The organism is Alloacidobacterium dinghuense (assembly GCF_014274465.1).
GTDB lineage: Bacteria > Acidobacteriota > Terriglobia > Terriglobales > Acidobacteriaceae > Alloacidobacterium > Alloacidobacterium dinghuense.
This window is the reverse complement of sequence record NZ_CP060394.1, coordinates 82,163-95,920: the sequence shown is the minus strand read 5'-3', so window position 1 is coordinate 95,920 and position 13,758 is coordinate 82,163. Positions and strand designations below refer to the sequence as shown.

The window sequence follows — 13,758 nt, the reverse complement described above, 5'->3', positions numbered from 1 at the left end:
CGACACTGCCTGGGCTTCATCTTGTAAACTCGATCAGTTATGGATTTGATTGGCTGTGGTACAGCGCTTGTCACCCCATTTCGGGCGGACGGTGCGATTGATGAGCAGGCGCTCTATGCGCTGGTGCAGTGGCAGATTGAAAGCGGCATTGACTGGCTGGTCGCTTGCGGAACGACGGCCGAAACGCCCTCGCTGAACGACGAGGAATGGTTGCGAGTGATCCGCATTGTGACTGAAGCCGCATCAGACCGCGTGCCCGTATGGGTGGGCTGCACACACAATGCAACGCGCGAGGCAGTGCAGCGGGCTCGTATCGCATCGCAGGTGCCGGGTGTAACCGCCATTCTTACGGCCAATCCCTATTACAACAAGCCTGGACAGGAAGGACAGTATCAGCACTTCAAGGACATTGCGAGCAGCGTAAAGTTACCTGTGGTGCTCTACAACATTCCCGGGCGGACTGGCACAAACCTCGAACCGGCGACTGTGCTGCGACTGATTGAGGATGCGCCGAACATTGCGGGTGTGAAGGAGTCGAGCGGCAATCTGCCGCAGATCACCGAACTCGTGACGCAGGCTCCGCGTGGTTTCTGCGTGTATGCAGGCGATGACAACATGGCGCTAGGCGCGTTGGGCGTCGGAGCCGTTGGACTTGTTTCTGTGGCTTCGAATGAGATTCCCGCCGAAATGGCGCAGATGGTCCAAGCCGCGTTGACAGGCGACTGGCCGAAAGCACGGCAAATCAACCGTAAATATTTCCGGTTGATTCAAGCAAATTTCTGGGAGGCCAGTCCCTCTCCAGTGAAGGCTGTGATGGCCATGATGGGGCATATTGAAGAGCATTACCGACTGCCCATGGTTCCTGTTTCGCAGGCAACGCGTTCTCGACTGGAACGCCTGGTGGGAGAATTAGGGCTGCTCGTGCACGCTCCGCGTGAAGAAGGCCACTACAGGATGTTCTAGGTGGCGAGGATTCTGGAGTTGCGGAGCCGTCTTGATCGCATGGTTCTGCCTGCTCTTTTTGCTCTGTTTTTCTCTTTTGCAGGATCTTCAGCACGGCCACAAAGCAGCGCTCCTGTTTGTCCGATAAAGATCCAATCTCTGAAGGATGCCGCACCTTTTTCAGATCTTCCGAAGGAAGATCAAAGGAAGGTTTTGCACGCTCTGGGCGATGACATCGCGGAAATGGCTGAGCTCGACATAGCGAGCACAGACTATGGCCACGCCGCTTACCGCAACTATTTCGACCGACACCTCGAGTTCAAAGTGGTGCCTGGAGCCACACCGGCGGAAGAACTGTTGTTGATCCGGTATCACTCAAATACGATGTGCGGCACCGACGACAATTGCCCCGTATGGATTGTCCGTGCCACGCATGCCGGTGGCAAAACCAGCGCTCAGTCGTTGGTCCCTTGGCAAGAGGAACTGGGAACCAGCGCAGGCGGCGCGTGGGGTGTGGGAGTGCTTCCTCATGCCAGCTCAGAATATCCTGACTTGATTTTGTTGACACACCTCTCCTCTACACAGACAGGGCTCGCCTGCTACCGGGAATCAAAGCGCCATTACCTGCGGATGGATTGCCCGCCGGACTGCGCACGCCTTTTAGCGTACGGCAACGAGGAAGCTCAGGGTAAATAACACACTATACTCAGACATGAACAATGACTGACCTGAAAAGCCGTATCGAGCGCTCGTTCTCTGACTCCACAACAGATTCCGCCATGTCCATGGCTGCTTTCACAGAGCTTCGGGAGGCCCTTGAAAATGGCACGATTCGCTCGGCCGAGCCAGATTCCGCTTCTCCGACAGGTTGGCGCGTGAATGCATGGGTCAAGCAGGGCATCTTGCTGGGATTTCGGCTGGGGCAGCTAGCGGCTTCCGGCACTGACCTATCTTTTGTCGATAAGCACACCTACCCCCCGCGGAAGTTTGTGCCTGAGCAAGGCATACGGATCGTGCCAGGCGGCTCGTCTGTTCGTGCAGGGGCGTATCTGGCGAAATCCGTCGTGTGCATGCCTCCAATGTATGTGAATGTGGGGGCATATATCGATGAGGGCACGATGGTCGATTCGCACGCGCTCGTCGGTAGCTGCGCTCAAATCGGCAGGCGTGTCCACCTGAGCGCGGCGGCGCAGGTGGGCGGTGTCCTCGAGCCAATCAACGCCAGTCCCGTGATTCTGGAAGACGATGTGTTGGTTGGCGGCAACTGCGGTGTATATGAGGGAACAATTGTCCGTAAACGCGCGGTATTGGCCGCCGGGACGGTCTTGACGCGTGGCACGCCTGTTTATGACGTGGTGCACGGCAGCGTACTACGGGCAGATGGCGAAATGCCGCTGATCATTCCGGAAGGTGCTGTAGTGGTGCCGGGTGCCCGGGCTGTTTCAAAGGGGAAAGGACAGGAGTGGAACCTAAGCGTATACACGCCGATCATCGTGAAGTACAGGGATGAGAAAACCGAGCTAAGTCTGGCTTTGGAAGACTTGCTGCGGTAGTCGAAATTGCCACGGCTTTTGCGCAGGCTCCGTACCTGCTAGCATCAGATATTCCACCTAAGAAATATGGCCGACGCAAAACTGCAAATTATTCCGCTGGGCGGATTAGGCGAGTTCGGCATGAACTGTCTCGCCATCCGCTACAAAGACGACATCATTGTCATCGATGCCGGTCTCATGTTCCCCGAGTCCGAGTTGTTGGGCGTTGATATCGTCGTTCCTGATATCACATACCTCGTAGAGAACCGCGAGCATGTGCGCGGCATCGTGCTCACACACGGACACGAAGATCACATTGGGGGGCTGCCCTGGATCCTCTCCGAGTTGAACGTCCCCGTATATGGTACGGAGTTTACGCTTGCCTATGTCGAAGGCAAGCTCGAAGAACACAAGCTGCTCGATGACACAGAACTGATCGAGATCGCGCCCGGGTCGAAGTTCTCGCTTGGACCTTTCACCATCGAGCCGATCCGCGTAACCCACAGCCTGGTGGACTGTGTCGCGCTCGCGATTGATACGCCGGTTGGCGTCATCGTTCACACAGGCGACTTCAAGATCGATCTTTCCCCACCAGACAGCAAGGCCTTCGACCTCCATAAATTTGCGGAATACGGCCAACGCGGTGTTCTCGCCTTGCTGCAGGATTCGACGAATGTGGACCGTCCCGGGTACACGCCGAGCGAGTGGTCGGTGAAGCCGCGCCTTGACGAGCTGTTTTCGCGCACAAAGAAAAAACTTTTCTTTAGTTGCTTTTCGTCGTCAATCTACCGCATTCGCATCGCCATCGACCTGGCACACACGCACGGACGCAAGGTCGCAATTGTCGGAAGGTCGATGGTCGAATCATCCGAGATTGCTCAGGATCTTGGATACCTCGAGGTGCCTCCGGGCATCATCATCCATCCGGGCCAAATTGCCGATTACGACCCCGAGGAAGTGATGATCCTGATCAGCGGCACGCAGGGGGAGCCAATGAGCGCGTTAAGCCGCGCCGCTGTTGATAACCACAAACATGCACGCATTCTCCCCGGCGATACGGTAGTGCTTAGTTCGCGTGTGATTCCCGGTAACGAGAAAAGCATCTTCCGAGTCATCGATCACCTGTATCGGCGCGATGCACATGTCATCTTCGACGATGGCGCTTCAGGCCTGATTCACGTGAGCGGGCACGCCAGCCAGGAAGAGCAGCGGTTGATGATCAATCTCCTGCGGCCAAAGTTTTTTATCCCGGTGCATGGAGATTACAGACATCTGAAGAAGCACGCCGAGATGGCGCAGAACATGGGCGTTGTCGATCTTGCACTGGTGATTGAGAACGGCGACGTTCTCGAACTCGATCAGGATGATGCGCGCAAAACTGGGAAAATTACTGCGGGGCGCGTCTGCATCGACTCTGGATCAACTGCCGATGTGGTCGAAGACCTCGTCATCCGCGACCGACGCCATCTGAGCGAAGACGGATTTGTGCTGCCGATTCTCACTATCAACAAACTCAGCGGCAAAGTAGAGCGCCTGCCGGAGATTGTAAGCCGTGGTTTTGTGGGAGCCGATCAGGAGTTGATGGAAGCGGCGCGCAATGTCGTCAGCCAGACGCTCGAAAATTCGAGCGATGAGGAAAAGGCCGATTACGGAGTAATCAAGGAAAAGATCCGCATCGATCTGAAGCGCTATATCCAGAAAAATACCAGCCGGCGACCGTTGATCATGCCGGTAATTCTTGAGATTTGAGGAGCGACGATGCGTACAAAATTACTACTGGTTGCTGCCTGCACGTTGCTCTACGCGCCGTTTTCGCACGCGCAAACAGCAACAACCTGTCCCTCAACAAAAACGATCGATGAATTAATCAAAGCGATCGATGATGCCGTAAGCGGTCCCGGTGACAAGGATAGGACGTGCATGCGGCAGCTCTTCGTCTCCGACGGCCGCCTGATTCCGATCGCAAAGGCCAAGGATGGAAGCATTGCGGCGCGAATCTTAACGGTTGACGACTGGATCAACAGAGTGAAGGCGCGTGGCAGCGAGCCCTTTTACGAGCATCAGATCAAGTACTCAACCGAGGTGTACGACAATTTGGCTCATCTGTGGAGCACGTATGAGATACGCCCCACACCAGACGGCAAAGTAGAAGTGCGTGGCATCAACAGCATCCAGGCCGCGTTCAACGGTACAGAGTGGAAGGCTGTAGAAATCGCATGGCAGGCAGAAACCTCCGATACGCCCATTCCGCAAAAGTATCTTCCTTAAGCCGTTACTTGGAGTTTCAATTTGCTCGTTTCTTATAAGGAAATTCGCGACGCACAGGAACGTATTCGCGGCATAGCACTGCATACGCCACTAGTTCGGTTACAGATTCCGGGTTCGACAGGAAACATTTATGTGAAAGCCGAAGGCTTACAGCCGATCGGCAGCTTCAAACTACGTGGCGCGTATAACAAAATCGCACAATTGAGCGAGGAAGAGCGCAAGCGCGGCGTCATCACCTACTCGAGCGGCAACCATGCGCAAGGCGTGGCATATGCCGCACGAGCACTGGGCGCAAAGGCTGTGATCGTGATGCCGTCGAATGCTCCGGAAGTAAAGAAGCAGGCAACAGCGGCTCTCGGCGCAGAGATCGTGACCGTTGGTCCGGCGAGTTCGGAGCGCAAATTGAAGGCCGAGGAGCTGGAAGCGAAGTTCGGCTACGTGATGGTTCCTCCGTATGACGATAGAGCCATCATCGCGGGGCAAGCAACATGCGGACTTGAGATTGTTGAAGATCTCCCGGAGATTGATCTGGTTCTTTCACCGGTCAGCGGCGGAGGATTGCTGAGCGGCGTAGCTACTGCGGTCAAGCTCATCAAGCCGGACGTTCGTGTCTTCGGCATCGAACCGGAACTGGCTGCTGATGCGCAGGAAAGTTTCCGCGGCGGCAAGCTGGTAAGTTGGCCGGCGGAGATGACTACTCGGACGATGGCTGACGGGCTGCGGACGCAGAGCCTCGGCGAGCTGAACTTTGAGCATGTGCGCGCTTATGTTGATGACATCATTACAGTCGCGGAAAACGAGATCGTTGAAGCGATGCGAACACTGCTCTATCAAGCGCGCTTAACACCGGAACCAAGCGGTGCGGTGACAGCCGCGGCGGTACTTTTTCATCTCGAGCAACTGCTTCCCTTCCGCAATGCCGTTGTTGTGATGAGCGGCGGAAATGTAGAGCCTGAAGTACTGCGCCGAGTGGTTTGCACGGTTTAATTGAAGTCAATGCTTCGCACCGTCCGAGCAACCAGGTATGTAACTCCCTTACGGGAGGGCGGTTCGTTGCCGGCAATTATCGAAGCCGATGATCTGGGCTTATATGTTGTGAAATTTAGAGGAGCCGGGCAGGGACAGCTCGCATTGCTTGCTGAGTTGGTTGCCGGGGAAATCGGCCGGGCACTGGGCTTAAAGGTACCGGAACTGGTCTTCGTAGAGGTAGATCCTTTGCTCGGGCGCAATGAGCCGGATGCCGAGATTCGCGACCTGCTGAAGCGCAGCACGGGGCTGAACCTTGCGCTCGACTATCTACCTGGATCGACGATGTTTGATCCCGCCGCAGGCGATATTGCCGACCCACAGCTGGCCTCAATGGCGGTCTGGTTTGATGCGTTTGTTACCAACGTCGACCGCACACCGCGCAACCCAAATCTGCTCAAATGGCACCGGCAACTGTACTTTATCGATCACGGGGCAGCACTGTATTTTCACCACAACTGGGCAAGCATCAACCAGATGACGCAGTCACCGTTTACAGCGATTCTCAGCCATGTCCTGCTCACCTGGGCGTCGGAGCTAAACGCGGCGGATGTCGCTGCGCACCGATCGCTCAATATCGACGTTTTTACTGCAATCCTCGAAGCCGTTCCTGATGCGTGGCTTCAAGCGGAAAGCGATATCCCGACACCAACAGCGAAGCGGGCTGCCTATGCGCAGTACTTGAATGAGCGTCTGGCCGCGTCGTCGATTTTTGTGAAGGAGGCAATGCGTGTCCGCGCAGAGTTCGTTTGATTACGCAGTGATTCGCGTTGTACCCCGCGTTGAGCGCGAGGAATTTGTCAATGCGGGAGTGCTCGTCTTCTGCCTGGAAAAGAACTTTCTCGCTGCCAGGGTGCATGTCAACGTCGAACGCCTGAAGGCACTCTGGCCGGAAGTGGATGTTGATCTAGTACGCCAGCATCTCGAAGCATTTCCCAGGGTCTCCGCCGGCGATCCTTCAGCAGGACCAATTGCCCAACTGAGCCTACGTGAGCGCTTCCACTGGCTGGTATCGCCGCGGAGCACGATGATTCAGGTGTCGGCGGTACACAGCGGCATCTGCACCGGCAGTCCGCAGGAAGCCCTCGACAGGCTCTTTGATCGGCTGACATGCTAGAAAGAAGCGGGGTTAAACCGATGAGTGGCGGAATCCGTCAGACCAGTGTGATGCGAAAACAATTGCTTGCTTTCTCTGTCTTTCTTTTGATGGTCCCGCTGGCGATCGCTCAAAAGAACGTGCCGCATGGCGCCAAAGGCACAGTTGTCCACATTGCAAATCTTTATGTACAGGCAGATGAATCGGCGAACAGAGTGAGTTCGATTACGCCGGGCCGCGAGCTTGTGATTGCGGAACACAGCGGAAAGTGGCTGCGCGTGTTCGCCAATACCGATGTAGAAGTCGTCACTTCATCCGACGCTCCGGTTTTCGGGAATGAGACGAATGCCCAGCCGATTTCAGGCTGGATTATCGACAAGGGCGTAGTCACTGCAGACACTCCGAAGGGCGACGAGATCCTGTTTGGCGAGGCAGTGAGCACAGAGATTCTGGCAAGCCAGTCACATCCGCCGCCAGATGCGGCGCAGAGTGCTCGCCGTCTCTATCGCATGGTGGTAGACCTTTTCCCACAGTCGCCACGCGCGGCAGAGGCGATGTGGCGGGCTGCCGACATTCGCTGGCAACTGCAGAAAGAGGACGCCTTCTCACGACCCTCGGCCCACGAAAAAGAAAACTACCTGCGCGAGCAGATGGACGAGACCGAGATGAAAAAGATCCAGAAGCTCTACCCTCAGACAAAGTGGGCAGACCTTGCCGCGTTCGAGATGATCGACAACAAGATTTGCGGCGACTGGCAAGGCTCCGAGAAGTGCCCGGAAAAAGAAGCTGAGATTTATACAAAATATGCCGACGATCATCCGAACTCACCCAAAGCAGCGCAGGCTCTCTATCAGGCAGCGTGGCGGGAGGCTTCGGCTGGCGACATGTTTCAATCGGACAATGAAGATAAAAAGTCAGAGGAAGCGCGAGCACGAGCCAAGGACCTCGCTGGGCGCGTCCAGACGAAGTATTCCGACAGCGACTATGCGGCGCGCGCTGCAGGTCTGGTATACAAGATGGAGCAGCAGATTCCTATCTACGGCAGCGACCGGGAGTGATTGCTCGCTGACCATTTTGAGACTTTCGTAAATTTGCGCAGTGAAAGGATCTCCTAGACTTGTCTGAGGAGTTCTTTTTGACTAACTCTCACTTTGTGAGCACAGGCCCAGAGTGATTTTTTGTTCGCACAACTGCTCTCGTTAACGCTGGAGGCTTTTTGAACGATTACCTCATTTCTGTATTACTAGGTATTGTTGAAGGTTTAACAGAATTTTTGCCCGTCAGCTCAACCGCTCACCTGCGCATCAGCGAGGCATTGCTGCACATCAATCTCACCGATCCGTACTGGAAGATGTACACGATCGTGATTCAGCTTGGCGCCATTCTGGCGCTGTTGCTGATCTTTGCCGCTCGCATTATCGAATTCCTGCGAACCTTCCCTGAAGGCGCGGAACATGACCGGAATGTCTGGAATCACCCCCTGACACTGACGTTGGTGGCATTCGTCTGCACCGCCATCCCCGCGTTCCTGCTGACCAAGACAATCGGGAAGCATTTGGAGAGCTTGAAAGTAATGGCTCTGTCGCTGCTGATCGGTGGCATCGTGATGTGGGTGGTGGATGCCTGGAGCGATCGCAGTGACCCGCCAACCAAGCATGTGGAGCAGATGTCGCTCGGGCAGTCGATCTGGATCGGCCTTTGCCAGGTGCTTTCTGCGGTTTTTCCTGGAACATCGCGTTCCATGTCGACCATTGCTGCCGGGCAAGTCGTTGGCATGTCGAGGCCTGCGGCGCTTGAGTTCAGCTTCCTCGTCTCGATCCCCACGATGATTGCGGCCACCGGCTACGATCTGTTGAAGACACTACATCCGAAGCATGCCGAGGGCGCTGACTCAATTGCTCCGTTGGTGATGACAGGCCACGGTTGGGTCGTACTGGCAATAGGCTTCGTTGTCTCTTTTTTTGTTGCACTTGGCGTCGTCGAGTGGTTCCTGCAGTGGGTGCGGAAGCATGGATTTGTGCCCTTCTCTGTGTATCGGATCATCGTAGGAATCTTGTTGCTGGTATTTGCGGCTAGACTGGCGTAGGGAACGGCCTGTTCCCTGTCTGGGTTCCCCTTCCGATTTTTCCCTCAGAGCCATACCCGGCTTCTGGGATAATGGAGATGCTCTGGGGGTTCGGAACGGTAGAGCCGTCCATATCGGCGACGCCTTCGTGTGTCTCTCATGAAACCCCTGAAACTGGTTCTTACGCCAACGCGCAACCGCCGCCTGAATGAGCTGATCGGGCTCATGGTGCTGGTAGTTGCGGGCCTCCTTCTTCTCGCACTAGCTTCGTATCATCCCGCCGACCCATCTTTCAATACGGTCTCCGGCTCTGCCGCGCGTCCAGAGAACTGGATTGGCGTCATCGGCGCCTACATCAGCGATCTGCTGTTGCAGTTGGAAGGAGTGGCGGCTTTCTGCCTGCCGTTGTATCTGGCTGCGCTCGGCTGGACGTGGATGCGCTCGATGCCTGCGGGATCGCCCTGGGCCAAGGCCGTCGGAGCTTGCCTGACCCTGCTCTTTGTTCCAGCGATCTTCGGACTTCTGCCGGGTCACTTGCACTATCTCGGCGGCCTGCCCATGGAAGGGCTGACCGGTCGCCTCGTCGTCGACGCGCTGGTGCGTTATCTGAACTACCCCGGCGCTTGCATCTTCACGATTGCCATGGTCGCCGCTGCGGTCTATTTGTCCTCAACTTTCAGCTTCAATACTGCCAAGGAATGGCTCTCCATCCGGTTGGCCTTTGTGATGGCGTGGCGTGATCGCTGGGCGAACTGGAAACATGCGCGGGCGCGAGCCCGCGAAGCCAAGAAGATGGCCCGCGCCGATGCCCTGCGCGAGAAAGAGCTCATCAAGGCGCGCAAGGCAGACGCGAAGCAGGAAAAGCTCAATTTCCGAAAGAAACCCGACGTGGTGCCCGAAGAGGATGCCGCTCCGGCCCATCGGCAAGGCGGGTTTACCGATGTGATGCCTGAGCCGGCGCCTGCGCAGAAGAGCGTGTGGGAGCAGATGCCGCGTGCAACGGTTCCCGATCCAGAACCGGAGCCTGAACCAGCGCCGAGTATCGCCGTCAAGGAACGGGCGGACGCGGAAGAGCACAAGGTAACGGTGGCTCCCAAGTCGCACAACGGCTTCCGCCTGCCTCCGAGCACGCTGCTGCATCGCAGCGAAGATGCGCAGGTGGTCCGCGAAGATGAGTTGCGGGCCGAGGCGCAGGTGCTGGTTGAGAAGTGCGCTGAGTTCGATGTGACCGGGCAGATCGTTCAGATTAACCCCGGTCCAGTGGTGACGACCTTCGAATTCCGGCCCGAGGCGGGCGTGAAATACAGCCGCGTGACTGGCCTGGCTGAGGACTTGTGCCTCGCGATGCGCGCCGAGAGCATCCTCATCGAGCGCATGGCGGGCAAGAGCACCGTCGGTATTCAGGTGCCGAACCACGAGCGCGAAACAATCTGGCTGCGCGATGTGATCGAAGCGGAAAGCTTCGGCCAGTCGAAAAGCAAGCTGACACTGGCGATGGGCAAGGACATCAACGGTCGCATCGTGACCGCTGACCTGACGACGATGCCGCACGTGCTGATCGCCGGCTCGACCGGGAGCGGTAAGTCGGTTGCGATCAATGCCATGATCATGTCGGTGCTCTACAAAGCGACCCCGGAGCAGGTGCGCATGATCCTGGTCGATCCCAAGCGGGTTGAGCTTGGGATGTATGAAGGCATTCCGCATCTGTTTACGCCGATCATCACCGAGCCCAAGCTGGCGGCCAATGCTCTGCGCAACGCCGTGCGCGAGATGGAGCGGCGGTTGAAACTGCTGGCTTCGCGCAGCGTGCGCAATATCGACCAGTACAACAAGCTCTTTGACACCGGGACGCCGAGCCTCTTCGATGAGGAAGAGGAGCAGAAGCCACTGTCTTACATCGTCATCATCATCGACGAGCTGGCCGATCTGATGATGCTCGACAAGGCGAATGTCGAGGAATCGGTTACCCGGCTTGCGCAGATGGCGCGCGCGGTCGGTATTCACCTGGTTCTGGCAACGCAGCGACCTTCGGTCGATGTGATCACCGGCCTGATCAAGGCGAACGTACCGACGCGCATGTCGTTCCGGCTGGCGACCAAGGTCGATTCGCGAACCATTCTCGATTCGAACGGCGCGGAATCGCTGCTTGGACGTGGTGACATGCTCTTCCTGCCGCCGGGGACGTCGCGGTTGCAGCGCGTCCATGCCCCGTTTGTTACCGAGAAGGAGATTGCGGCGGTCACCGACTTCTGGAAGAAGCAGGGTGACGCCGAGTATGTCCAGGGCTTCCTTGAGTCGCCCAAGGACGAGAAGGGCCGTGACCTCGATATGGAGGCTGACGGCGAAGATTCAAACGACGAGCTCTTCGAAGATGCCGTGCGGCTGGTGATGGAGTTCGGCAAGGCCTCGACTTCCCTGCTGCAGAGGCGCTTGCGGATCGGCTATGGCCGGGCTGCGCATCTGATCGACATGATGGAGCGCGACGGGATTGTCGGCCCTGCTGAAGGCTCGAAGCCGCGTGAGATTCTCAAACCGCCGGACTGGCTGAACGAGGTCGAGCAGGCTATGCGTTAGCCTGCTCCCTCCCCATAAATTCGCTAAATTCTTGAAAATATTGGATTTGTAAATTTTTCCGCAGTCGTAAAGTATTGATAACAGACAATTTGTAAGTAAATTCCCTGCTATCAATAATTTGCAGCCAACAATTGAAAGCCCGCCTCACGGCGGGCTTTCCTGTCCTACTTTTTATTCTACCGGAACGAGAGAAATAGTACGCCAATCGGGCGTCAGTTTTTGGTCTTTGGAATGAATGAGTTACAAAAAAAGTTGCTGGTTACCCTCTTGACAAAGGAAAAGGGTGTAGAAAGCGCCGGGGGTAAAGCCCCTTCTTTGTTGGGGCCTAACGCGGGGCTGAAGCCCCGCTCTTTCACCGCCGTCCTGCTTCGCAGGACAAACGGTCCAGCTCCAACCTCAGTCGAAGGGATCATCATTGAAAAGTTGCTGGTTACCCCTTGACAAAGGAAAAGCGTGTAGAAAGCGCCGGGGCTAAAGCCCCTTCTTGTTGGGGCCTAACGCGGGGCTGAAGCCCCCGCTCTTTCACCGCCGTCCTGCTTCGCAGGACAAACGGTCCAACTCCAACCTCAGTCAAAGGAATCACCATTATTATTTTGCTGATCATCCCTTGATAAAGGAGAAGTAGGGAAAGGCGACGGGGCTGAACAGGCTGCGGAAAAAAGTCTGATTGTGAGAGAAGACCATCCCTCGGCGGCTAAAGCCGCACTCGTTTCCTGATACTTACGGCACGGCTGAAGCCGTGCCCCTTCAAAACAATGGCTTCTGAAGCCCCGTTCTTCCTACCGTTGTCCTGCTTTCGCAGGACAAAAGGTCTACTCCGACCTCTGTCAAAGATATCCAGATCGAAAAATTGCTGGTTACCCTCTTGAATTTTCAAATCTTTTTGCGTACAGGGCGCGACCATCTAAGATCGCTGCTGTTCTCTATTTTTCAATTCAGGACAGCATTTATGAATCACGCACGATGGATAGTCTTGGCAACGACCGCTTTATTGGCTGCGAATGGTTCGTTGACTGCGGCGGGACAGTCGGCCGGCGCAGATCATCACGCGACGGTGTTGCACGCGGCGCGCATGCTGGATATCTCAGCGGGAAAGATTGTCTCGCCGGGCGAGGTTCTGATCCAGGACGAGCATATTGTCGCCGCAGGATCGTCGGTAGACCATCCGGTGAATGCTCAGGTGATCGATCTCGGTGATGCGACCCTGATGCCCGGCTTGATTGACGCGCACGTGCACTTGTTTCTGCATCCCGGCGCCGAGGATTTGCAGACCGTCGAAGAATCCGTTCCTCAGCGGACGATTTTGGCGACGCTGGCAGCGAAGGATGATCTCATGGCCGGCTTCACGGCAGAGCGCGATATGGGGACCGAAGGCGCAGGTTCAGCCGACTCTGCTGTGCGCGACGCTATCAATGCAGGGCTGATTCCCGGCCCGCGGCTGCGCATCAGCGGGAATGCTATCGATATTCTTGGTGGTCATGAGGATGCAAACAACTACAATCCCGCGCAGCATGTGCTGTCAAACGCGACGTATGCGAATAACTCCGCCGAGATTGTCGAAGCAATTCGCCAGCAGTTCAAAGAGGGATCGGACTTCGTGAAGATGTATGAGACGGGTGAGGAAACGATCGACAACGGAGTTTTTTCGACACCCTACCAATACACCGAAGCCCAGTTGAAAGCCGCTGTCGAAGAGGCAGCGCGGGTCGGCAAGAAGGTTGCCGTACATGCCATGGGGGAGCCGGGCACTTTATATGCGGCTCAGGCCGGCGTGGCGTCCATCGATCACGCGGCGCAGTTGAGTCCAGAGACGATGCGCATCATGCGCGAGAAGCAGATACCCGCAGTGCCGACGTTCACCATCTCCGAATACTTCGCCGATCACCGACCAGATCCCGCAGCGGCCAAGCTCGAACGGGCGATTTTTGACTATCACGCGGCGGAGTTCAAGAAGCAGATGGCAGCCGGTATTCCGTTCGCTGTCGGATCGGATGTGGGGCCGTTTCCGCATGGCACGCAGGCGCGCGAACTGGTCTTGATGGTGAAGTTCGGCATGCCGGCGGCGCAGGTGCTGCAGGCCGACCTGCTGAATGGCGCGAAGCTGCTGGGCTGGGACGGACGGATCGGCGAGCTCAAGTCTGGCTACTACGCCGATGTGATTGCTGTGCCTGGCAATCCGCTCGAAGACATCAGCGTAACCCAGCGCGTCTCCTTCGTGATGAAGGGCGGCGTGATCTACAAGCGTCCCTGAGGCC

At 56.5% G+C, this 13,758-nt stretch carries 12 protein-coding genes; all 12 read left to right on the top strand.

Annotated features, from left to right (window positions below):
* Window positions 1-39: 39 nt before the first annotated feature.
* The 12 genes from dapA (at window position 40) to H7849_RS00325 (ending at window position 13,754) form a co-directional block, all read left to right on the top strand.
* A complete protein-coding gene (dapA, locus tag H7849_RS00380) occupies window positions 40-963 on the top strand; it encodes a 4-hydroxy-tetrahydrodipicolinate synthase (protein WP_186743480.1) in 924 nt (307 codons plus the stop codon).
* A 192-nt stretch (window positions 964-1,155) separates the two neighbouring features.
* A complete protein-coding gene (locus tag H7849_RS00375; RefSeq protein ID WP_186743479.1) occupies window positions 1,156-1,638 on the top strand; it encodes a hypothetical protein in 483 nt (160 codons plus the stop codon).
* 23 nt (window positions 1,639-1,661) lie between these two features.
* On the top strand, window positions 1,662-2,495 hold the full coding sequence (locus H7849_RS00370; RefSeq protein ID WP_186743478.1) for a 2,3,4,5-tetrahydropyridine-2,6-dicarboxylate N-succinyltransferase: 834 nt from the start codon (window positions 1,662-1,664) through the stop codon (window positions 2,493-2,495).
* 66 nt (window positions 2,496-2,561) lie between these two features.
* Window positions 2,562-4,223 (top strand): ribonuclease J, encoded by a 1,662-nt coding sequence (locus tag H7849_RS00365; protein WP_186743477.1) that lies wholly within the window; start codon window positions 2,562-2,564, stop codon window positions 4,221-4,223.
* A 9-nt stretch (window positions 4,224-4,232) separates the two neighbouring features.
* A complete protein-coding gene (locus tag H7849_RS00360; RefSeq protein ID WP_186743476.1) occupies window positions 4,233-4,742 on the top strand; it encodes a hypothetical protein in 510 nt (169 codons plus the stop codon).
* Window positions 4,743-4,763: 21 nt separating this feature from the next.
* On the top strand, window positions 4,764-5,729 hold the full coding sequence (locus tag H7849_RS00355; RefSeq protein WP_186743475.1) for a threonine ammonia-lyase: 966 nt from the start codon (window positions 4,764-4,766) through the stop codon (window positions 5,727-5,729).
* 9 nt (window positions 5,730-5,738) lie between these two features.
* Window positions 5,739-6,521, top strand: a complete 783-nt coding sequence (locus H7849_RS00350; protein WP_186743474.1) for a HipA family kinase — start codon at window positions 5,739-5,741, stop codon at window positions 6,519-6,521.
* Window positions 6,499-6,885 (top strand): DUF3037 domain-containing protein, encoded by a 387-nt coding sequence (locus H7849_RS00345; RefSeq protein WP_186743473.1) that lies wholly within the window; start codon window positions 6,499-6,501, stop codon window positions 6,883-6,885. Before H7849_RS00350 ends, H7849_RS00345 begins: the two co-directional genes overlap by 23 nt.
* A 20-nt stretch (window positions 6,886-6,905) precedes the next feature.
* On the top strand, window positions 6,906-7,922 hold the full coding sequence (locus tag H7849_RS00340) for a tetratricopeptide repeat protein (RefSeq protein WP_186743472.1): 1,017 nt from the start codon (window positions 6,906-6,908) through the stop codon (window positions 7,920-7,922).
* A 158-nt stretch (window positions 7,923-8,080) separates the two neighbouring features.
* A complete protein-coding gene (locus tag H7849_RS00335) occupies window positions 8,081-8,950 on the top strand; it encodes an undecaprenyl-diphosphate phosphatase (RefSeq protein ID WP_186743471.1) in 870 nt (289 codons plus the stop codon).
* A gap of 138 nt (window positions 8,951-9,088) precedes the next feature.
* Window positions 9,089-11,503 (top strand): DNA translocase FtsK, encoded by a 2,415-nt coding sequence (locus tag H7849_RS00330; protein WP_186743470.1) that lies wholly within the window; start codon window positions 9,089-9,091, stop codon window positions 11,501-11,503.
* Window positions 11,504-12,452: 949 nt separating this feature from the next.
* Window positions 12,453-13,754, top strand: a complete 1,302-nt coding sequence (locus H7849_RS00325) for a metal-dependent hydrolase family protein (protein WP_186743469.1) — start codon at window positions 12,453-12,455, stop codon at window positions 13,752-13,754.
* Window positions 13,755-13,758: the final 4 nt, after the last annotated feature.